We start from the raw sequence: 20,072 nt of genomic DNA, 5'->3' as shown, positions 1-20,072 counted from the left end.
GCCGGGAATAGGTCCTATTCCTCGCGCAGTCATCGCTTTACGAAGGCACAAATGCGCCCAAGCGGAACATGCCTGCAAGGAATAACTGTTATCGACGAAGGATGCCTTCTGCTGATGGTCTGGGAGTTTCAGCCTGTGGCTTATCGTGAGCAGCTACAACGCTCGGCCAGTCCGCGGCCAATGCGTGGCCGATACGTTCGCCCTGCTGCTATACGCGATGCGCATTCATGGCCCATCGGCCTCAATCACTCAAGGAGATTCGTAATGGCACTGCAAGACAAGCTCGACGCTTTCAAAGCCGACTTCAAGGCCGGCAAACCGCCCTATCAAGCACAGGCGGAAATCCACCCGATCATGGAGCGTGCGACTGCTGAACTGATCGCGAGCGGCCAGGCGGCCCGCGCCGTCAAAGCTGGCGACCGCGCACGGGTGTTCAAGCTGAAGGACCAGAACGACAACGACGTCTCGTCGACCGATCTGCTCGCGCGGGGACCGCTCGTCGTGACCTTCTATCGTGGCGCATGGTGTCCGTACTGCAACATTGAACTTCAGGCGATCAACGAGGTGCTGTCGCAGATTCACGCGTATGGCGCGAACGTGGTCGCTATCTCGCCGCAGACGCCGGTCAATAGCCGCAAGTCGGTGCGCGAGAACAGGTTGAGCTTCCCGGTGCTGAGCGACGTGAACGGCGAGACCAGCGCAGCGTTCGGCGTGCGCTTCTCGCTGCCTGGCTATCTCGTCGATTTGTACAGGCGCATGAGAAACGACCTCCCGGCGTTCAACGACGACCCCAGCTGGACCCTGCCCATGCCGGCGCGCTACGTCATTGGCCACGACGGTATCGTGCTGTACTCCGAGGTCAATCCGGACTACACGCGCCGTCCTGATCCGAGCGACATGTTCGCCGTGCTCGAGAAGGCCACCGCTAAGGGGTAAGCGGATAACGCGCCTTGCTGTCTTCGGCGGCCGGCACGTCAATCGATAGAAGTGGATGTCGGGTCGGCTTCCGACCTGCCACCGTGCCCATCGAACAGGTGTTCGACGAAAGCGACGAAGGCACGCGCTTTCGTCGTCGCCATGCGGCCGGACGGGAAGACTGCCCAGACATCGATGGGCGGCAGCGTCCATTCGGTGAGAACAGCTCGCACAGTGCCGTCGGCGAGTTCGGGGGAGAACATCCATTCCGATGCGACGGCCAAGCCCATGTGCGTAAGCACCGCCGTGCGCATGCCCTCGGCGGCGCTCACGCTTACCCGGCCCGACACGGCCACCGAGACCTCGGTGCCATCGTCGCGACTGAACGACCACGACTCGCCACCACCTCGCAGCGAGTAGACGATCGCCTGGTGCCGACTCAGGTCTGCCGGTGTCTTCGGAATGCCGGCGTCCGCGAAATAGCTCGGCGTTCCGACCACCAGTCGCCGTCCCCGCAGGATGCGTCGCGCGGTCATCGTCGAGTCGTCGAGCGTACCCATGCGCAGCGCCACGTCGACGCCCTGTTCGAGCAGATCGATAGAGCGGTCGTCGAGGATGATATCGACACTCAGTTTCGGATGCTGGTCGAGAAAGGACTTAAGGGCTGGCAAAACGTGCAGCCGCGCGAACGTGACCGCAGCACCAATGCGCAAGCGGCCCGAAAGCCCGTCCGACGATTCGCGTGCCGCCTGTTCGGCCTGATCAGCCTCATCGATTGCACGGCGGGCGTGCTCGTAGAATCGCTGGCCTGCATCGGTGGGCGCCAGGCCTCTAGTCGAGCGAAGCAGAAGTCGCGCGCCGAGATGTTCTTCCAGTTGCGCAATCGACTTCGAGACCGCCGGCTGGCCTAACTTTAGCCGGCGAGCGGCGGCAGAAAATGAACCCGCGTCCACCACGGTTACGAACGTTTCCATCGCGGTCATGCGGTCCATGCGGTGCTCCCCTGCAAACTGTTCGCAATCAAATAGCAGAGTCTACCGAGCATTGGCGCATGCTGTCTTTAGTGCCGGGGGCCGGCGGCATTCACAGTCCGCGAAGGATTGACGCCGCACATCGTGGCGCGTAGTCAGGTCGGGTCCATTCGAACAGCAGTATGCAAAGCAAGCCAACAATGAACTAAGTGGCTCGGGAGGCGAGCGGGTCGCGAAAGACTGTGTCCAAAGTACTAAATGGCAATACTCCCGTCGCGGCCGAGTTACAGGAGCGCGTTCTCGACGTTTGTGGCAAGCTGAACTATCAACGTCATCAGATCGCCGTCGAGGCTCGGAGTCTGTTGTTGCACCGGATCGGCAAACGGATCATTGCCATCCCGCATATGCGTGCCGGTGCGCAGTTGATCATCCGTCAAACTACTACAGGCAGGCAAACGGAGGCATTGTGAGTGAACTGAAAGGCAAAGGCGCGGTTGTGACCGGCGGTGGACGCGGTATTGGGCTGGCATGTGCACGGTTGATAGCCGAGCGCGGTGGATCCGTAGCATTGCTGGGTGAGAACCCTGAAGTGCTGGAGCAGGCAGTGGCGACGTTGCGTGCCGAAGGTCACACTGTCACCGCCATCGTCGCCGATGTTGGCATCGAGGACGAAGTTGCCGACGCGATGGAAAAGTCCGCAGCATTTCTCGGTTCTATCGATATCCTAATTAATAACGCGGCGATTCAACCTTATGGAACCGTTGCGTCCATGGGATCGGCTGAGTGGGACAACGTCATCCGTGTCAATCTACGAGGAACGTATCTGGCCTGTCATTACGCTTTGCCGCATATGCTCAGGGCACAACGCGGTTCGATCGTCAACATCGCCTCAGTACAGGCGCTTGCCAACCAGGCCCGGGTCGCCGCCTACGCCACCTCGAAGGCTGGGATGCTTGCTCTGACGCGTTCGCTCGCCGTGGATTTTGGTCCATCGGGCATACGTGCAAATGCCGTCTGTCCAGGCTGCATCGATGCACCGATGACACGCTTTGCGGCCGCTGAAACCGCGCCGGGGCGAGAGGAAGAAATCCTTCGGGAATGGGGCAAGGCGCAGCCGCTCGGCCGAATCGGGCGCCCGGAAGAAGTCGCTGAGGTCGTCGCCTTTCTGGCCAGCGATCGCGCGAGTTTTTGCACAGGAGCGGAGTTCAAGGTTGACGGAGGACTGATGGCAAGCCTCGGCGTGACATTGCCGGAGTGATAGGCACTGTCCGCGTTCGAACCCGGCGTGATGGGGTCGCCTGTTTCCACAGGCGAGATTTGACAATGCCCTGTCTTTAAGAGGTTTGGCATTCCGCATCACATGAATATGTAATACCGCGGCAGGAAACAACGACGTAAATTAAGCGCCGAACCCGTCGACACACCGGGAATTGATGAAATGCTTGCCTCGACGGATTCCCGGGCTGTCGGACCGGTGGCGCATGGGACGCGGGCGTCACCCCGCTGCTATCGCTCATGGGTAGCTGTTCGTGCAGCCGGTCCGCATGCGCGGGCTTAGTGCCAGTCGCGAAGTCACGTCGCCTACGGGTCGCGAACGGACCGAAGACCTGGCTGATTAAGAAGTGGTTGCAGCGAAGCCCTGACTTGAATACATGCAGGATGCCGCTGAGCGCCGCCCGATCCGATTCGGAAAAGCGGCCTCGATCCTTCTTGCGCCACGGTTCAGGCTGCGGCAGTAAAGGTCCGATCAGTGTCCACCATTCATTGTCATGGATCGGCGTTACCATTCCTTGGCATCCGTTCTCCCGACGTCCAGGCTTAACCGCTCACCGAGAAATCAAGCGCCCCTCAGGGTTCTTTGAACTGGCCTCCAGACTAAAAAGGTCGATCCCGTGATTGAAACGATCCTTAACGGACTCCTGCCGGTTGCATTCGTCATCATTCTCGGATGGCTCTCGGCCAGGATCGGTCTCCTGAAGCATGAGGATGCCGGTGTGCTGGCGACGCTGGTTATCCGTTTTGCATTGCCATTTGCGCTGTTTTACGCGGCGGCGACCACTCCGGCGGATAAGATTATTGATGTAAGACTGGCGCTATGTCTCACATTTGGATTGATGGGCAGCTATTTGATTGCCCTTGCGCTGGGCCGCTTTGTGTTCAAGCATGACCTGCGTACTGCCACCATGCAGGCATTGGTGTGCGGATATCCTGACATGGCGTATTTTGGTGCGCCCATCCTGGCCGCCATGTTCGGTCCCGCAGGGTTTCTGGTGGTTCTTGTCGGCAATTTGGTCACCAGTATCATCATGTTGCCCTTGACCATAGTCTTGACGCGTATTTCGGACAAGCAGGACGAAGGGCACGGTTGGAAAGACACCTTGCATGTCCTGGGCCATGCCCTTCAAGGTGCGGCTACCAATCCCATTGTCTTTCTGCCGATCCTCGGTGTCGTCTTGAGTTTTTGCCGCGTGACACTCCCGACACCGATACTTACATCAGTGGATTTGATCGGCAAGTCATCGGGTGGCGTCTCGCTGTTCGCCCTTGGCTTGATGCTCTACGGAGAGAAATTCCAGCTCAACCTCAATGTCTTTACCAACATTGGCATAAAGAATTTCTTTATGCCGGCTTTGATGCTGCTAGGCGTTTACCTTTTCAAGGTAACGGGAAATTCCGCCCACCAGGCCATCATCACCGGAGCGGTTCCGACCGCGACTGCAGCCGCCATGTTCGCCCTAAAGAACAAGACCTACACGGCTGACGCAACATCAACAATTTTGTTAAGCACAATTCTTGGGATCGGGACAGAAGCAATACTCATCGGTTTGTTCTCTGTCTAGCGGGAGCTGAGCTCCGGCTGATCGCCACGAAGATATCGCGAAATCTATATAGACAATCCAGCCACTTGGTATCGGCATTTCTCGCACCAGGATTTAAAGCGATCTGCTCTGACCTTATATAGGAAATCGTCATGGAAAAAATAGTTGATGTAGCCAATCCAATTGCGACGGAACTGATGAGCTACGACCTGATCAACCAGCCTGGGCTTAACAAGGGAACTGCCTTTACGGAAGAGGAACGCGATCTGTTCCACCTGCATGGACTCCTGCCGCCCCACATCGGCACACTTGAAGACCAAGCCGCGCGAAGGATGAAGATACTACGCGGCTTCGAAACCGACTTCGAACGCTACGCATTTCTCCGGGACTTGCAGGATACCAACGAGACGCTCTTCTATTCGGTGCTCGTCAACAACCTGGAAGAGCTGCTGCCGATTGTCTATACGCCGACCGTCGGCGAGGGATGCCAGCGCTTTAGCGAAATCTGGCGTAAGCCCCGCGGATTATTTCTAAGCTACGCCAATAAGCACCGCATCCGCGAAATTTTTGCCGACAAAAGCTTCGATCGAGTTCGCGCCATCGTGGTGACCGATGGCGAAAGGATTCTTGGGCTGGGTGATCAAGGTGCTGGCGGCATGGGAATCTCGATCGGCAAACTGGCCCTGTATGTTGGTTGCGCCGGCATTCATCCGGACGAGACACTGCCAATATTGCTCGATGTCGGCACCAATAATCAGGAACGTCTTAACGACCCGCTTTATGTGGGATGGCGCAACGAGCGCGTCACCGGGGCCGAGTACGACGAATTCGTCGAGGAGTTTGTCACCGCCGTGGTGGAGCGTTGGCCGGACGTGCTCCTCCAGTGGGAAGACTTTGCCGGAGGCCATGCCGGGCAGTTGCTCGAACGCTATCGCGACCGGCTCTGCACGTTCAATGACGATATTCAAAGTACCGCTTCGGTCGCGCTGGCGACCCTACTCGCTGCCATCAATGTCACGGGAATACCGCTGACCGAGCAGCGCGTCGCCCTGCTGGGCGCCGGTTCTGCTGGCTGTGGCATCGTCTCGCTCGTGCTCCGGGCCATGATCGAAGCCGGCGCCAGCGAAGCAGAGGCGCGAAGCCGCTTCTATGCGATTGATCGCGACGGGCTTCTGGTTGACGGGATGCCAGGGATCACTCCCTGGCAGAGACCGTTCGTGCAGAGCCAGGCCGCCGTTGCCAACTGGAAGACGCAGTCGCCAGGCAAGATCGGGCTGTTCGATGTGGTTGCGAATGCGCACCCGACGGTGCTGATCGGCGTGTCGGGTCAATTTGGCGCGTTCACGGAACAAGCAATCCGTTTGATGGCGCAGCATGTCGAGAAGCCGGTCATTTTCCCGCTCTCGAACCCGACATCGCGCAGCGAGGCTACGCTTGAGCAACTCGTCACCTGGACGGACGGCCGCGCGCTGGTTGGTACAGGCAGCCCGTTCAAACCCGTTGTCTGGAACGGTGTGGAAATAGCCAACAACCAGACTAACAACTCATACATCTTCCCAGGCATGGGCCTCGGTATCCTGGCCGTGGGGGCAAACCGTGTAACAGATGCCATGTTCATGGTGGCGGGCAAAGCGGTCGCTGCCATGTCGCCGACAGTAACCGACCCGAAAGGAAGGCTCTTGCCGCGAGTTAGCCAGTTACGCGATGTGGCAATTGCCGTCGCGAAGGTGGTCGCCCGACAGGCGCAACTGGATGGCGTTGCCACGATTCGCGACGAGTCGGCTATCGATGCGCGCATCGCGGACTATATGTGGGAGCCGCAGTATCGCCGCTATATCAAGCGCACCTCGGCAGGCTGATGCGGATCACACTATGCGGTTGCGCTTCGCACATGATGTGCGAAGCGCGCTAATCTGCTCCGGCAACGACGGAACTGATGGCGGAGCTCGCACGCCATTGCTGAAACTGCCGTCTCGCTCCCCTGCCCTGGGGTGGCGAAACGACACTGCCGTCGTTGCCGCTACGACGACGCGCGGCGGCGTTCATCCGATAATCAACCCGATGTTCGACAAGCCGGCCCAAGTCTCCCCTCTCGATCGAAACAACCTCTAGCGCATCCGCTTCCAGACCGAGATCGGGACGTTACCGTCCGGCCGGGCAGCCACGCGATAGCTGAGTTCATCCCCCTTCAATTCGTAACGTCGTGTCTGGCGCTCTCCTTCCCAGTTGGGAAACGAAGCCCCCTGCACAGAAAACGTAATCGTCTTTTCAGCCTGATCGACACTGACCGTACCGAAATGCGTGCTGGAGCCGAGCACTGCCGCTTCGAATTCGGCCGGTGTGCCGGTGGGCTTGTTGCCGGATGCAAAGCGCGGCCGCTCCGCCTTGAATATCTGCAGCGAGTAGCGGCCTTGACTATCGATCATCAGCGATCCGGTTGGAGCGGCGCCGTAGTCCCGGGCTCGCGAGCCATCGGGTCGGATGACGTCGGCCGCCACAAGAGACCAAGTCCCCGCCAGCATGCTGTCGCCGGTAGCTTGGTCGGCCGGTTTCGCAGGCGCGGCCAATAACGCGCCAGTCAAGCACAATGCGCCGATCAAGGCGGCTCTTAGCGTGGTGTTTGATTTCATTTTTTATAGCCTGGTTCGAACTACGAATTAAATTGATCAGGTGCTGCTGATCGCGCGCTCGCAGGCCGGCGCCTGAGTCGGTCGGCAATCTTGTGAAGGCGCCGGTTCCTCCCGTGCGAGGAACCGGTTAATCCGATATCGCCGGCTCGCAATGACAACGATCGGAATGAGGATCAGCATCGTCGCTGCCTGGCAGACGTAAAGCTGGCGATACAGATGATGTCCGGCACTGATTGCAACAACGCCATAAATCAGCAGGCCGGCAGCGCCGTTGAGCGCGTTGAAGCTCGCGGTCACACGCCCCTGATAGTGCGGATCGGTGGCGCGCTGCGCCGCGCTGAGCGCGATGACGCTGCTCTGGAAACTCACGCCCAGTCCGACATAAGCCACGAACGCAGCGAGAAATCCCCCGCATTGCGCAAAGGCGAACAGACTGGACGCGGCGACGAGAAAGCCCAGGACAAGGATGGTGCGCCGACCGAATCGGTCCGCAAGCCGAACAACAAACAGGCCGCTGATGATCGCGCCCAGCGCATAGCCCGCATCGATCTTGCCGAAAGCGTCGGCGCCAAGACGAAGCTCTTCGCGCACAAACGGCGCCAGCATGGCGTTGATGCCGAAGATCATCGTCATGTTTGCGAGCATGAGCCCGTAGAAAAATGCGATCTCCGGGCGCTCGCTTATATGGCGCATGCCCGCACGCAAATCGCTCAAATGTTTTTTGGCACCGCTCACGGCCGCGCGCGGGCCGAACTCCACCACCCGCATTCGCCGCGCAACGACAAACCCGCAGAGCGCGGCGAGCAGATACGTCGTGCTGGCGACGCAGACCGTGGCGGCCGCACCGATGGCCGCAAGCACGATACCGGACGCGGCAGCCCCCAGTATCTGCCCCGTCTGTCCCGTGACAACGGTCAACGCGTTCAGACGGAACAATTGTTCGGGCGAGGCCTCGCGAGCGACCGCGGTCCGCCACGACAGGACCTGGATTTCATTTCCTAGCGCGATAAGAAAGCTGACCGCGTAAGCGGCCGGAGCCGTCGCCCAGCCTGTGGCATACAGCAGGCCGTAGCCTACCAATACGATCCAGCGAAGAAGGTCAGCCTGACATGCTAGCCGCGCCGGCTGGCACCGGTCCAATGCCAGACCGATGATGGGGGACAGCAACAAGCCCGGAAGGACCGTCATCACAAGCGAGATCGCGGCACTCGACGGCCGGCCCGTGATGCCGATGACAAGCCAGGTGTTAATCAGGAAGAAGAAGCCCGTGCCGATTTTGGCAGTGGCGATTGACACGCCATAGAGGCGTACGGTTTGTGGTGTCACGCGGGCCGTCCCTGCAGAAATCTCGATGTGCAGACACTAAGCGCTCTAGAATAATAAGAAAATTCGATAATTCTTATTCGATACTTTCGCAAAACTGAACTATGGGTCGCGTAAATCTTGATATGGACGTGCTTCGCACGTTGGTGACCGCTCACGAATTGGGCAGCTTCAATCGGGCGGCGGATCGGCTCGGCCGCTCGCAGTCGGCCATCAGCCAGCAGATTCGCAAGATTGAAGCGCAGGTTGGCGAGCCGCTTTTCCAGAAGCAAGGCCGTGGTCTCGCGCTCACTACGGCGGGTGAATTGGTGCTTGCCTATGCCCGTCGAATTCTGGATCTCAACGACGAAGCGGTGTCAGCAGTTCGCGGGTTCGCCATCGATGGAGTCGTGCGTGTGGGTCTTCCCGCCGATTTCGCGGAGACCTGGTTGCCAGAGGTTCTTGGCCGCTTCAAACGCGCGCATCCGGCGGTCCGGATCGAGGCGGTTGTCGATCGGAACCGGCGCCTGCTGGAGAGTATCGATAAGGACGAACTGGATCTTGTCGTTGCGCTTGGCAATGAAACACGCGGCGATGCCGAGCAGGTGGGCGTGTTGCCGTTGGCCTGGATCGGACCCGTGTCCTTCGAGAGGCTGTGGACACGCGGCGAGCCCCTCTCCCTCGTGATGTACCAGACCCCGTGCTTTTTTCGTCAACGGGCGCTTGCCGCGCTGGACGCGGCCGGCCTACCTTGGCGTATCGCATTCACGAGTCCAAGCCTTCACGGGCTATGGGCTGCTGTAGAAGCTGGACTGGGCGTGACGCTGCGCACGACAGTCGGCTTGCCGAGTTGTTTAAGGACAGTTGGAGAGGCGATGGGATTGCCGGAGGTCGTGCCCCCTACATTGAGCGTCTCGCTGCATGACGGTGGACGATCATTGCAGCCGGCCGCAGCGCGGTTACGGGAAGTCATCATTGAGACGTTGACGGCAAGTCTTCGTGAAATCGCTGCGCCGATCAGCACCTGATTGTCCTTCGCCAAGGACGCAGAAGCCGCGAGTTCACTGGCAGCGGCCACGCGCATCGGCCGCCGAACGACGCACGCGGCGGGGTCACGTGAGGCGCCCGAGACGCAGCGTCTGCGCCGAAGGTCGCGACACCGCCGTGAGCAGGACTCAACGCATCGATGCTCATCGGCATGTTGTCCCGCCCTTCTAAACTTAGCCGTCGGCCCCTTCCCCAGCCGCCCCCATCGCGCCCTCCAAAAGCGCGACCAGCGCGGGCCGCCCGGCACGGTGGGTGGTAAAGCCTGCAATCGATACTCCTGCATCCGGTGAGTAATAAACCGCGGTTCCCCAGTACCCCGTGTGCGAGAAACACTCCCGTCCACCGATGCGCTTCGCCGACATACCCAGCCGATATTCTTCAGCGCCCTCATGGTCACCTTGGCGCAGCATCTCGGCGAGCGTGGCGGGATTGTCGAATACGCGGTGCTCGAAGAGGTCTTGCTGGAACGTAGCAAGATCGCGGACCGACATGACCAGCCCTCCGCCGCCATAAAGATCGAGTGTCGCGCTGACATCGGTGACATCGGTTACGGCCGCATCGTCGAGGAATTGGCGCGCGCGTGCCTGCGTCCCCGCGGGTTGAGACTCGACCATCTCCCACCATGTCGATGAGAGCCCACGTTCGTCGAAACGCAACTGATGCCTGACGCTCTGCGCCAGCGGCGCCTGCGTCACGCGCTCGACGACGTCGCCCAGCAGAACGTATCCGGTATCGGAGTAGATGTACTCTCGGCCAGGCTCGTTGGTCGGCCCGTCGTAGAGGCAGGAAAGGCCAACTTGCTCCTCGCGGGTCCAGTGATGCGTCGGGTTAGCGAGCACCGCCTTGAAATAACGCGGATCGTCGGCGTGATCGAATACGCCAGCGCTATGGCTCAGGAGATGGCGGACCGTGATCTTGTCGGTGAGGTATCCGCGGGACGTCAGCAAGCGCTCAAGCGCTGGCGTGAGCAGCGGCGCAATGGGCGCATCGAGGACGATCGCTCCCTGCTCCCACAAGCGCAGCACCGTCGCGGCTACAAAGGTCTTGGTATTGCTGGCGACCCGCAGCGGGGTATCGATGGTCAGTGGCCTGCCAGTGGACGCATCCGCCATCCCGGTCGCAATACCCCAAGGGGACGCCACGTTTTTGCCCGTGACGAACACGGCCATTGCGACGGCCATTGCGACGCTCTGCTCCTGCAACGCTGCAGTCAAGACTTCCCGTTGTAGAAAATCCAAACCCTTCTCCCGGTGATCGATGAAAATCGAGCGCTGCTCGTGTCGGCGCAGTCAGCGCAGTCAGCGCAGTCAGCGCACCTCGAAGGTTACCGGGAAACGTCCGGCAAACGGAGGCCCGTGCCGGGTGCATCGTACAGGCAATGTCAAACGAACCTCTCGGTCCTTGACCCGCAACCAGTCAGCTTTTAAAGCCTTTCGAACTGCTTGCGGGTCGTCATCGCCATGCCTAACGGAATCGCGATGCCGACCAAAATCCCCAGTATCGATCCAAACCCGTGCGCGACACTTACGGGTGTCAGCGCCGACAGGTGAATAAAGACCGGCGATAACAACGCAAGAACCGTTTCGAACGTCTGCGTCAGCATCATTGCTCCTTCTTCATGCGGGTTTGAGCACCTTCTTGTGTTTGCGTGCCGCAGGTTGCTTGAACATTGCCTTGCATTCAGGGCTGAGTTGCTGAACATGCGCCTTCATGCAGACGGTGATTTTTTGCTCGTTCGGAATCTCCGCTGCGCAGTAGCGAAGCGCGTCGCCTTTGCAGGCTGCGGTCTGCTCATCGCGGGTCGCGGCAAACGCCGCACTGTTCAGCAGAATTCCAAGTAAAGAAACGGCGGTAAGGACAAAACGGGACATGGGCTTGGTAGAAGGTGGCGATATCGTCATACAGCAAATCGCGCGCCTGCCCCCGCGCCTGCCCCGTTGTCTTGCGACCGAGCGTGGACGCGAGCGGCGAACGATAACGACTTGCCGGCGCTGCTCGCTCCGCCCTCCTTCCGGCGCGTCATCAACCCATACACGAACACTGGAGCGTGCCTGCAGCCTCCGATCAATGCGCACAATACGCAGCGATTGTGTCAACATGCGCGACTTCATTTCATTCGTCAGACGCGGCATATCTTCATGGCTTCGAGCAACGCGCATCACGCGACCGGGTGGGCAGCAGGTCTTATTGCAGCTGCGGTCGTCAGCAAAGCCGGCGCAGCCGGTCCGTATCACGTCTGGGGGATCCTGAGCTTTTGTGCGGGCGTGTTTGGCGGCACCGCGCCGGACTGGCTCGAAGTGGCGTGGTGGACGCGGGCGCGAAGGTTATGGATCACGCACCGCACGCTTACGCATTGGGGTGTTGGCTGGGTTGCACTACTCGCGGTTTCTTACCACTTCCTCGGCGTCCACCCATGGGCCGCCGTCAGTTTCGGCTTCGCCTGCGGCGGCATGATGCATCTCTTCGCCGACTGGCCCAACCCGCTCGGCGTACCCTGGCTCGTCTCGCGACACTCGCTGAACTGGTGGAACAGCGGTCGATGCGATGCGTTGATCGTCGGCGCAGCATGGATCGCGGCGGCCTTTGCTGTAGACCATGTCTGGTTTCATAGCGTGTACGGCCTCAGGCTGCTGCATGTGCTCTGAACGGAACGCTTTGATTTTTCGGCCCTTCTTCACCGGCGATGCATGGCCGAACGCACACGCGCCTTGATCCATTCGATTGAGGGACGCACCGGCGCCATCGAGCTTTCATCCGCGCACGATCGAACCAGCGGATTTTCACGCCCCAGCTCCTGCCAATGCGCTTTTCCAGTCGCTTTGTTTCTATCGGAAAAGCGACGCAAAACCTGTGGATTCCGCTCGTCGGCCGACGTCGCGCGACAGGTCATATGGAAGCCACAACGCAACCGAAGCCCATGCGCCGGGGATCATTGCTTGCAACCCGCATCGATCGGAGCGTTTGTTGCGGCGCAATAAAACACCCTCACCGCGTTTGAGCAATTAATTTTCTGCTGTGACTATCCGCGTCAGTCGTCCGGGCAACGACGCCGCCATAAGGCGCGTGTCCACACGATCCCTTCAACAGACGGAGACATGCACTTGTTCCTATACGGCTACGGTCCACTGCTGCTGGCGGGCGCGAAACAGACGATTGCACTCGCTGTCCTGTCGCTCGCGGTATCCATCCTGCTTGGGCTCGCCGGCGCAAGCGCCAAGCTATCGGGCAACCGCGTCACGCGCGGCGTCGCCACCGCCTACACCACGCTGATTCGCGCGGTGCCCGACCTGGTCCTGATGCTGCTGCTTTTCTACAGCATCCAGATCGCGGTCAACAATCTGACCGATGCGTTCGGCCTGGAGCAATTCGACATCGATCCCTTCACGGCCGGCGTGCTTACGCTCGGCTTCATCTACGGCGCTTACTTCACCGAAACTTTTCGCGGCGCGTTTCTCGCGGTGCCGCGCGGCCAGCTGGAAGCCGGCAGCGCCTATGGCATGAGCGGCGTGCGGGTGTTCGTGCGCATCCTGTTTCCGCAGATGATGCGCTTCGCGTTGCCGGGGATCGGCAACAACTGGCAAGTGATGATCAAGGCGACGGCGCTGGTGTCGATCATCGGTCTCGCCGATATCGTCAAGGCCGCGCAAGACGCCGGCAAAAGCACCTACAAGATGTTTTTCTTCATCCTGGTCGCAGCCGCGGCCTATCTCGCCATCACGACCGTCTCGAACATCGTTCTGCTGTATCTCGAACGACGCTATTCCACGGGCGTGCGGCACGCCGACCTCTGAGCTACGTCTCAGCTAGCTCTCAGCAAAAAAGGGAAAAGCGACCATCATGATCCAGATACTTGCCGATTACTGGCGCCCGTTTCTTTACTCCGATGGCATGCGCGCCTCGGGTCTTGTGGTGACCTTGTGGCTGCTGGTGAGCGCGCTTGCGCTTGGGTTTATCGCGGCGGTTCCGCTTGCCTGGGCCCGTGTGTCGAACAACCGCTGGCTCTCTACGCCAGTGCGCCTCTACACTTACGTGTTTCGCGGCACGCCGCTCTACGTGCAGTTGCTGCTGCTCTACACCGGCGTGTACGGTCTCGAGTTCGTACGCTCGCAGTCGCTGCTCGAAGCCTTCTTTCGCAGCGGGTTCAACTGCGCGATCCTGGCCTTCGCGCTTAACACCTGCGCGTACACGACCGAGATTTTCGCCGGTGCGATCCGCTCGACTCCGTATGGCGAAGTGGAAGCGGCGCGCGCGTATGGCATGAGCACCTTCACGGTGTACCGGCGCGTGATCCTGCCTTCGGCGCTGCGTCGAGCGCTGCCGCTGTACAGTAACGAAGTGATCCTCATGCTGCACGCCACCACGGTTGCGTTCACCGCAACCGTACCGGATATTCTGAAGGTCGCACGCGACGCCAACTCGGCCACTTATCAATCGTTCGAGTCGTTCGGGCTCGCGGCGCTGATTTACCTGGCGGTGTCGTTCGTGTTGATCGGCGCATTCCGGCGCGCGGAAAAACGCTGGCTTGGGTATCTGGGCACGAGCCGTCGTTGAAGGTCGTCGCTTAGAATCTGGCAGCTAGAGCATCACCCTGGTTTAAACCGCAGTTCAGTCAACCACCCCGGGAGTATGAGTTGGAGCCAACCGCCAAAGATGCCGCGACAAAACTGGTCGCGCAAGACATTCACAAGCGCTACGGCGACAATGAGGTGCTCAAGGGCGTGTCGCTTTCCGCGCGCGCGGGCGACGTCATCAGCATCATCGGCGCGAGTGGATCGGGCAAGAGCACGTTCTTGCGCTGCATCAACTTCCTCGAGCGGCCGAACGCGGGGCAGATCGAGGTGGATGGCGAGACGGTGCTCGTCAAGGCCGACCGGGCGGGTAACTACGAGGTGGCCGACCGCAAGCAGTTGCAGCGTGTGCGCACGAAGCTCGCGATGGTGTTCCAGCACTTCAACTTGTGGTCGCATATGACCGCTATCGAAAACGTGATGGAAGCGCCGCGACACGTGCTCGGTCTCTCGAAGAAAGAGGCGGAAGAGCGTGCACGGATGTACCTCGAGAAAGTGGGGCTCGCGCCTCGCATTGAGAAGCAATATCCTTCGCATATGTCTGGCGGGCAGCAGCAGCGCGTGGCCATTGCGCGCGCACTGGCGATGCATCCCGACGTGATGCTGTTCGACGAACCGACTTCGGCGCTAGACCCGGAACTGGTCGGCGAAGTGCTGAAGGTGATGCAGAAGCTTGCTGAAGAGGGCCGTACGATGATCGTGGTCACGCATGAGATGGGCTTTGCGCGCAATGTATCGAATCATGTGATGTTCCTGCATCAGGGCCGCACTGAGGAAGAAGGTGCACCGGCGGATGTGCTGACGGCACCGAAGAGTGAGCGGCTGCGCCAGTTCCTCTCCGGCAGTCTCAAGTAGGGTCGTGAGCTTAAGCATCAACCCCGGCTCAGGACCAAGCCCGGGAGCCAAACCACTCAAGGTCGCAGTCGTGGTCCTGCCACCCTGCTCCATGAGCGGCGTGGGGATGATCGTCGACAGCCTGCGTCTCGCGAACGAGATCGACGGTCACGCGCTCTACGACTGGCAAATCTGCTCATGGGACGGACGCCCCGTGACATTCCCGGGCGGCGCGCAGCTTCACGCCGACACCACGTTCGGCGACGCCGTCAGTTGCGACTGGCTGATCGTAGTCAGCGAGCGGTATCAGCAATTCGCCGATTACCGGCTGTTCCTGCAAAGCCTCGCGCGCGTGGGCAGCCGCACGCCGCGCGTGACGGGCATTCACCACGGCGTCTGGTGGCTTGCGATGGCGGGCCAGTTGAGCGCATACCGCGTAGCGGTGAACTGGGAAACCTACCAGCAGTTCGCCGAGGAGTTCGAACGTTCGATCGTCACGCAGCAGATATTCGAAATCGACCGCGACCGTTCGACCTGCACCGGCGGGCAGGCTACCGTCGACTTCATGCTTGCAATGATCGCGCGCGACCAAGGCGCGGATTTGGCGGAACGGATCGCTGATTCGCTGGGCATTGGTGTATTGCGCTCGGGTGAAGAACGCCAGCGCATTCCGTTCGTGACCGCGCCGGGCGAACGCCATCCGAAGCTTAACGACGCGCTGCAACTGATGGAAGCGAACATTGAAGACCCACTCGCCACGGATGAAATCGCCGGGCTTGTCGGCATCTCCCGACGTCAGCTCGAGCGGCTGTTTCGACAGTACCTCGGCGCAATGCCGTCGAAGTACTACGTCAACCTGCGCCTGACCAAAGCACGCACGCAATTGCAGCGCACCAGCAAGTCGGTCGTGCAGATCAGCCTCGCGTGCGGGTTTGCATCCGCGGCGCATTTCTCCAATGCCTACCGCGACCGGTTCGGCGTGACACCCCGTGAAGAACGCCGCAACTGGATTGAAAAGCATAGTGGACAAGCGCCCGATGAACCGCGTGGCGGCGCGTTGCTCGGTTCATCGCGTGAGCCTGTTTGAAGCCCTTTTTGAAGCTCTTTTATTGGCTTGCGCCTGGCCCTCATCTCGCGTTCGGCGGTACTGACCGCGCGAACGATTAAAATCATCGCCCCACTTCTGAGAGGTAAGAGTTGAAGAACGTTTATTGGATGAATCACAAAGTCGCCGCTTTCGCGGTTGCCGCCACCACGGTATTCGCCGCCTCATTCGCCGCATCAGGCGCCCATGCAGCGGATCTCAAGGAAATCCGCTTTGGCGTCGAGGCGTCGTATGCGCCGTTCGAATCGAAGTCGCCAAGCGGCGAGCTGATTGGTTTCGACATCGATGTCGGCAACGCGGTGTGCGCGAAGCTCAAGGTCAAATGCGTCTGGGTCGAGAACTCGTTCGACGGCCTGATCCCGGCGTTGCAGGCACGCAAGTTCGACGCGATCAACTCGGACATGACCATCACCGACCAGCGCAAGGCGGCCGTCGCCTTCACCAATCCGATCTACGCGATCCCGAATCAGCTTATCGCGAAGAAAGGCAGCAAGATCCTGCCAACGGTCGACGGCCTGAAGGGCGTGCACGTCGGCGTGCTGCAAGGGTCGATCCAGGAAACCTATGCGAAGGCCAAGTGGGCGACGGCCGGTATCGATGTGGTGTCGTACCAGGCCCAGGACCAGGTGTATGCAGACCTCGCAGCGGGCCGTCTGGATGCAGCCTTCCAGGATGCGGAAGCGGCGTCGAAGGGCTTTCTGAAGACACCGCAGGGTGCGGGCTTCGCCTTCGCCGGCCCTGCCGTGGCTGATCAGAAACTGCTGGGCGCGGGGGTGGGTTTCGGTGTGGCCAAGAACAACCATGCGCTGAAAGATGCCCTCGATCAGGCGCTCACGGATCTGAAGGCCGATGGCACCATCGACAAGCTGGGGTCGAAATACTTCGACGTGAAGGTGGTGGTGAAGTAAGACGGCGACTGCATCGGTCTCGCCGCGCGGGACCGATTCACCAGGCAACGCCAGGCGCCGGCATGACACCTGGCTTGAAGGGATCGGGGACATACTCCAACAATCTTTCAGTCACGTCAAAACGAATACACGGGCCGCCCCCCTTTTTTGATCGTGCACGGCGCGCTGTATCATCACGGGTTCACACCCGGCTTCGAGTTCATACCCTGATCATCGAGCGGACCGGCGCAGGCATGCCCCTGCCTCACGATCAGACCTGGCTCGAACCAGAGTGCGAATGGCAGGGCCACTGCCATTCGCACGGAGCCCATCCTTCATGCCAATCTACAAGCAAGACCGAGTCGAATCGCTCGATGTCCCGGCCCATGCCAACGCGCCTTCCGCGGTCGGCACGCACAGCCCCGTTCGCGCGTTGATCGCAGCCGTTTCAGGCTACGCGATGGACGGGTTCGACCTGCTCATCCTCGGCTTCATGCTGAATCTGATTTCCGCCGACCTGGGCCTGACGAGTTCTCAAGCCGGATCGCTGGTCACGTGGACGCTCACTGGCGGGGTCGTGGGCGGCGTGGGCTTCGGCATATTGAGCGACTACCTCGGCCGCGTTCGCGTGCTGACCTACACCATCCTGCTGTTTGCGCTCTTCACGGGCCTCTGCGCGCTTGCAACGGGTTATGCCGACCTGCTCGTCTACCGGTTTGTGGCAGGCATCGGGTTAGGCGGGGAGTTCGGTATCGGCATGGCGCTTGCCATCGAAGCATGGCCGGCAGACCAGCGCGCTCGCGTGTCGTCGTATGTCGGCATGGGCTGGCAACTGGGCGTCCTCGCGGCGGCCGTAATCACGCCGCTGCTGCTGCCGCATATCGGCTGGCGCGGCATGTTCGTGGTCGGCCTGTTCCCGGCCGTGGGGTCTTTTGTCATTCGCAAGGCTATCGGCGAATCCGAACTGTTCGTGCGCACGAACGCTACGAATGCCACGAAGAAACGCGAGTTCCCGATCAAGACCTTGTTCCGCGACAAGACCACGACCAAACACAGCATTGGCGTAATCATCCTTTGTTCGGTTCAGAACTTCGGCTACTACGGGTTGATTGTATGGATGCCCGCTTACCTTTCAAAGATGTTCGGCTACACGCTCACCAAGTCCGCCATCTGGACCGGCGCATCGATCCTCGGCATGCTCGCCGGCATCTGGATCTTCGGCCAGCTTGCGGACCGGATAGGACGCAAGCCGGCCTTCATCGGGTATCAGATCGGCGCATTGGTCATGGTGTTCGTCTACTCGACGCTCAGCACCCCGGATGCGTTGCTGATCGGCGGCATCTTCATGGGCTTGTTCGTGAACGGGATGATGGGCGGCTACGGCGCGCTGATGGCCGAGCTCTATCCAACGCATGCTAGAAGCACCGCACAAAACGTGTTGTGGAGCATCGGGCGCGCGGTGGGCGGTTTCGGTCCGCTCGTGATCGGGGCGCTTGCCACGCATTATTCGTTCGGCACGGCAATCGCCTTGCTGGCGTCGATTTATATCCTCGATCTGCTGGCAACACTCTTTCTGATTCCGGAGTTGCGCGGGGTCGCGCTGGAGTGATTGCCGTGGGCGGTTGTGTGGGCATCGAATATCCAGGCGAACGTTCGCGCGAATGGCATTTTCCTTCATACTGGCAACTGCGGCATCGAAACGGCATCGCCGTGCGCTCACACGTTGCGGTCGCCGTCTGCTGTCTTCGTATTACTTAGGAGCATGATCCATGCATGATTCTTATCTTGCGCATGTGCGCAGCACCCTCGATCAGATTCGCGCCGACGGTTTTTACAAGACCGAGCGCGTGATTTCGAGTCCGCAATCGGCCGACATCCAGCTCGCGGGCGGCGGCGACATGCTCAACTTCTGCGCGAACAATTACCTCGGTCTTGCCAACGACGCGCGCCTGATCGAAGCCGCGAAAACGGGCCTCGACCGCGATGGCTTCGGCATGGCGTCAGTGCGGTTTATCTGCGGCACGCAGACCGTCCACAAGGAACTCGAGCAAGCGCTCGCCACTTTCCTTCAAACCGACGACTGCATCCTGTACTCGAGTTGCTTCGATGCAAACGGCGGCCTGTTCGAAACCTTGCTCGACGAATCCGACGCCATCATCAGCGACGAACTCAATCACGCGAGCATTATCGACGGCGTGCGTCTGTCGAAGGCGAAACGTTATCGCTACAAGAACAATGATCTCGCGGACCTTGAAACGAAGGTGCGCGAAGCAGATGCCGCCGGCGCGCGCTTCAAGCTGATCGCCACCGACGGCGTGTTTTCGATGGACGGCATCATCGCGAATCTCGCGGGCATCTGCGACCTCGCCGATCGATACGGTGCGCTCGTCATGGTCGACGACTCGCACGCAGTCGGCTTTATCGGCGAGCATGGTCGCGGCACCCCGGAGCATTGCGGCGTGCTCTCTCGCATCGACATCATCACCGGCACATTGGGCAAGGCGCTGGGCGGCGCATCCGGTGGTTACGTGGCCGCGAGTCGCGAGGTCATCGAGTTGTTGCGGCAGCGCTCGCGCCCGTATCTGTTCTCGAATTCGCTCGCGCCCAGCATTGCCGCCGCCACGCTCAAGGTGCTCGAACTGCTCGCAAGCGACGAAGGCGCCCAACTGCGCGCCAGCGTGCGTGCCAACGGCGCCCATTTCCGCGACGCCATGAGCAAGCTCGGTTTCACGCTCGTGCCCGGCGAACATCCGATCATTCCCGTGATGCTCGGCGACGCACAAGTGGCATCGCGCATGGCGGATGCGTTGCTGCATGAAGGCGTCTACGTGATCGGCTTTTCCTTCCCCGTGGTGCCGAAAGGCCGCGCCCGTATCCGCACGCAGATGAGCGCCGCGCATACGCCGGCGCAGATCGATCGCGCGGTCGATGCGTTTGCGCGCGTCGGCCGTTCACTGGGCATCATCTGAAGCATCGGGACAAATCGGAACCATC

Annotated in this window: 20 protein-coding genes; 14 read left to right on the top strand and 6 right to left on the bottom strand. The window is 60.3% G+C overall.

Annotation, left to right across the window (positions count from 1 at the left end):
- Window positions 1–264: 264 nt before the first annotated feature.
- On the top strand, window positions 265–936 hold the full coding sequence (locus FH08_RS0125855; protein ID WP_031361144.1) for a peroxiredoxin-like family protein: 672 nt from the start codon (window positions 265–267) through the stop codon (window positions 934–936).
- A gap of 38 nt (window positions 937–974) precedes the next feature.
- Here the strand turns inward: FH08_RS0125855 and FH08_RS0125850 are convergent, their stop codons facing one another.
- Complete coding sequence (locus FH08_RS0125850; protein ID WP_031361143.1) at window positions 975–1,907, bottom strand: LysR family transcriptional regulator; 933 nt, start codon at window positions 1,905–1,907, stop codon at window positions 975–977.
- Window positions 1,908–2,095: 188 nt separating this feature from the next.
- Here FH08_RS0125850 and FH08_RS50585 point away from each other — a divergent pair, with 188 nt between their 5' ends.
- The 4 genes from FH08_RS50585 (at window position 2,096) to FH08_RS0125830 (ending at window position 6,564) form a co-directional block, all read left to right on the top strand.
- Window positions 2,096–2,356 (top strand): LacI family DNA-binding transcriptional regulator, encoded by a 261-nt coding sequence (locus FH08_RS50585; protein WP_075583375.1) that lies wholly within the window; start codon window positions 2,096–2,098, stop codon window positions 2,354–2,356.
- Window positions 2,353–3,144, top strand: a complete 792-nt coding sequence (locus FH08_RS0125840; protein ID WP_031361142.1) for an SDR family NAD(P)-dependent oxidoreductase — start codon at window positions 2,353–2,355, stop codon at window positions 3,142–3,144. Before FH08_RS50585 ends, FH08_RS0125840 begins: the two co-directional genes overlap by 4 nt.
- 634 nt (window positions 3,145–3,778) lie before the next feature.
- Entirely contained in the window at window positions 3,779–4,726 is a 948-nt protein-coding gene (locus FH08_RS0125835) for an AEC family transporter (protein WP_031361141.1), read from the top strand.
- 131 nt (window positions 4,727–4,857) lie between these two features.
- Window positions 4,858–6,564, top strand: coding sequence for an NAD-dependent malic enzyme (locus FH08_RS0125830; RefSeq protein WP_031361140.1), 1,707 nt, complete (start codon window positions 4,858–4,860; stop codon window positions 6,562–6,564).
- A gap of 249 nt (window positions 6,565–6,813) precedes the next feature.
- Here FH08_RS0125830 and FH08_RS0125825 read toward each other — a convergent pair whose 3' ends face one another.
- Both FH08_RS0125825 and FH08_RS0125820 read right to left on the bottom strand, forming a co-directional pair.
- Window positions 6,814–7,335 (bottom strand): lipocalin-like domain-containing protein, encoded by a 522-nt coding sequence (locus tag FH08_RS0125825; RefSeq protein ID WP_031361139.1) that lies wholly within the window; start codon window positions 7,333–7,335, stop codon window positions 6,814–6,816.
- Between the two features lie 36 nt (window positions 7,336–7,371).
- On the bottom strand, window positions 7,372–8,661 hold the full coding sequence (locus FH08_RS0125820; RefSeq protein WP_031361138.1) for an MFS transporter: 1,290 nt from the start codon (window positions 8,659–8,661) through the stop codon (window positions 7,372–7,374).
- A gap of 101 nt (window positions 8,662–8,762) precedes the next feature.
- On the opposite strand from FH08_RS0125820, the gene FH08_RS0125815 reads away from it, so the two are divergent.
- On the top strand, window positions 8,763–9,665 hold the full coding sequence (locus FH08_RS0125815; RefSeq protein WP_031361137.1) for a LysR substrate-binding domain-containing protein: 903 nt from the start codon (window positions 8,763–8,765) through the stop codon (window positions 9,663–9,665).
- A 192-nt stretch (window positions 9,666–9,857) separates the two neighbouring features.
- On the opposite strand, the gene FH08_RS0125810 is transcribed toward FH08_RS0125815, so the two are convergent.
- The 3 genes from FH08_RS0125810 to FH08_RS54165 all read right to left on the bottom strand — a co-directional run bounded on the left by FH08_RS0125810 (window position 9,858) and on the right by FH08_RS54165 (window position 11,816).
- On the bottom strand, window positions 9,858–10,922 hold the full coding sequence (locus tag FH08_RS0125810) for a serine hydrolase domain-containing protein (protein WP_235210495.1): 1,065 nt from the start codon (window positions 10,920–10,922) through the stop codon (window positions 9,858–9,860).
- Between the two features lie 185 nt (window positions 10,923–11,107).
- Window positions 11,108–11,290, bottom strand: a complete 183-nt coding sequence (locus FH08_RS0125805) for a hypothetical protein (protein WP_031361135.1) — start codon at window positions 11,288–11,290, stop codon at window positions 11,108–11,110.
- Window positions 11,291–11,300: 10 nt separating this feature from the next.
- Window positions 11,301–11,816, bottom strand: a complete 516-nt coding sequence (locus tag FH08_RS54165; RefSeq protein ID WP_326928981.1) for a hypothetical protein — start codon at window positions 11,814–11,816, stop codon at window positions 11,301–11,303.
- Between the two features lie 6 nt (window positions 11,817–11,822).
- Here FH08_RS54165 and FH08_RS0125795 point away from each other — a divergent pair, with 6 nt between their 5' ends.
- The 8 genes from FH08_RS0125795 to FH08_RS0125750 all read left to right on the top strand — a co-directional run bounded on the left by FH08_RS0125795 (window position 11,823) and on the right by FH08_RS0125750 (window position 20,047).
- Window positions 11,823–12,329, top strand: a complete 507-nt coding sequence (locus FH08_RS0125795) for a metal-dependent hydrolase (protein ID WP_031361133.1) — start codon at window positions 11,823–11,825, stop codon at window positions 12,327–12,329.
- Between the two features lie 456 nt (window positions 12,330–12,785).
- A complete protein-coding gene (locus FH08_RS0125785; protein WP_031361131.1) occupies window positions 12,786–13,475 on the top strand; it encodes an ABC transporter permease in 690 nt (229 codons plus the stop codon).
- Between the two features lie 46 nt (window positions 13,476–13,521).
- On the top strand, window positions 13,522–14,235 hold the full coding sequence (locus tag FH08_RS0125780) for an ABC transporter permease (RefSeq protein WP_031361130.1): 714 nt from the start codon (window positions 13,522–13,524) through the stop codon (window positions 14,233–14,235).
- Between the two features lie 80 nt (window positions 14,236–14,315).
- Window positions 14,316–15,107, top strand: coding sequence for an ABC transporter ATP-binding protein (locus FH08_RS0125775; protein WP_031361129.1), 792 nt, complete (start codon window positions 14,316–14,318; stop codon window positions 15,105–15,107).
- A 91-nt stretch (window positions 15,108–15,198) separates the two neighbouring features.
- Window positions 15,199–16,173, top strand: a complete 975-nt coding sequence (locus tag FH08_RS0125770; RefSeq protein ID WP_035567155.1) for a GlxA family transcriptional regulator — start codon at window positions 15,199–15,201, stop codon at window positions 16,171–16,173.
- A 128-nt stretch (window positions 16,174–16,301) separates the two neighbouring features.
- Window positions 16,302–17,099: an ABC transporter substrate-binding protein gene (locus FH08_RS0125765; RefSeq protein WP_031361127.1), complete on the top strand. Its 798-nt coding sequence runs from the start codon at window positions 16,302–16,304 to the stop codon at window positions 17,097–17,099.
- Window positions 17,100–17,415: 316 nt separating this feature from the next.
- The gene (locus FH08_RS0125755; RefSeq protein WP_035567153.1) at window positions 17,416–18,687 is read left to right on the top strand and encodes an MFS transporter; all 1,272 of its coding nucleotides are present in this window, start codon (window positions 17,416–17,418) and stop codon (window positions 18,685–18,687) included.
- Window positions 18,688–18,847: 160 nt separating this feature from the next.
- Entirely contained in the window at window positions 18,848–20,047 is a 1,200-nt protein-coding gene (locus FH08_RS0125750; protein ID WP_031361125.1) for a glycine C-acetyltransferase, read from the top strand.
- Window positions 20,048–20,072: the final 25 nt, after the last annotated feature.

Source organism: Caballeronia sordidicola, from assembly GCF_000729995.1.
GTDB lineage: Bacteria > Pseudomonadota > Gammaproteobacteria > Burkholderiales > Burkholderiaceae > Caballeronia > Caballeronia sordidicola_A.
The sequence above is the reverse complement of the archived record's forward strand: the minus strand, read 5'-3'. Positions and strand labels throughout refer to the sequence as shown.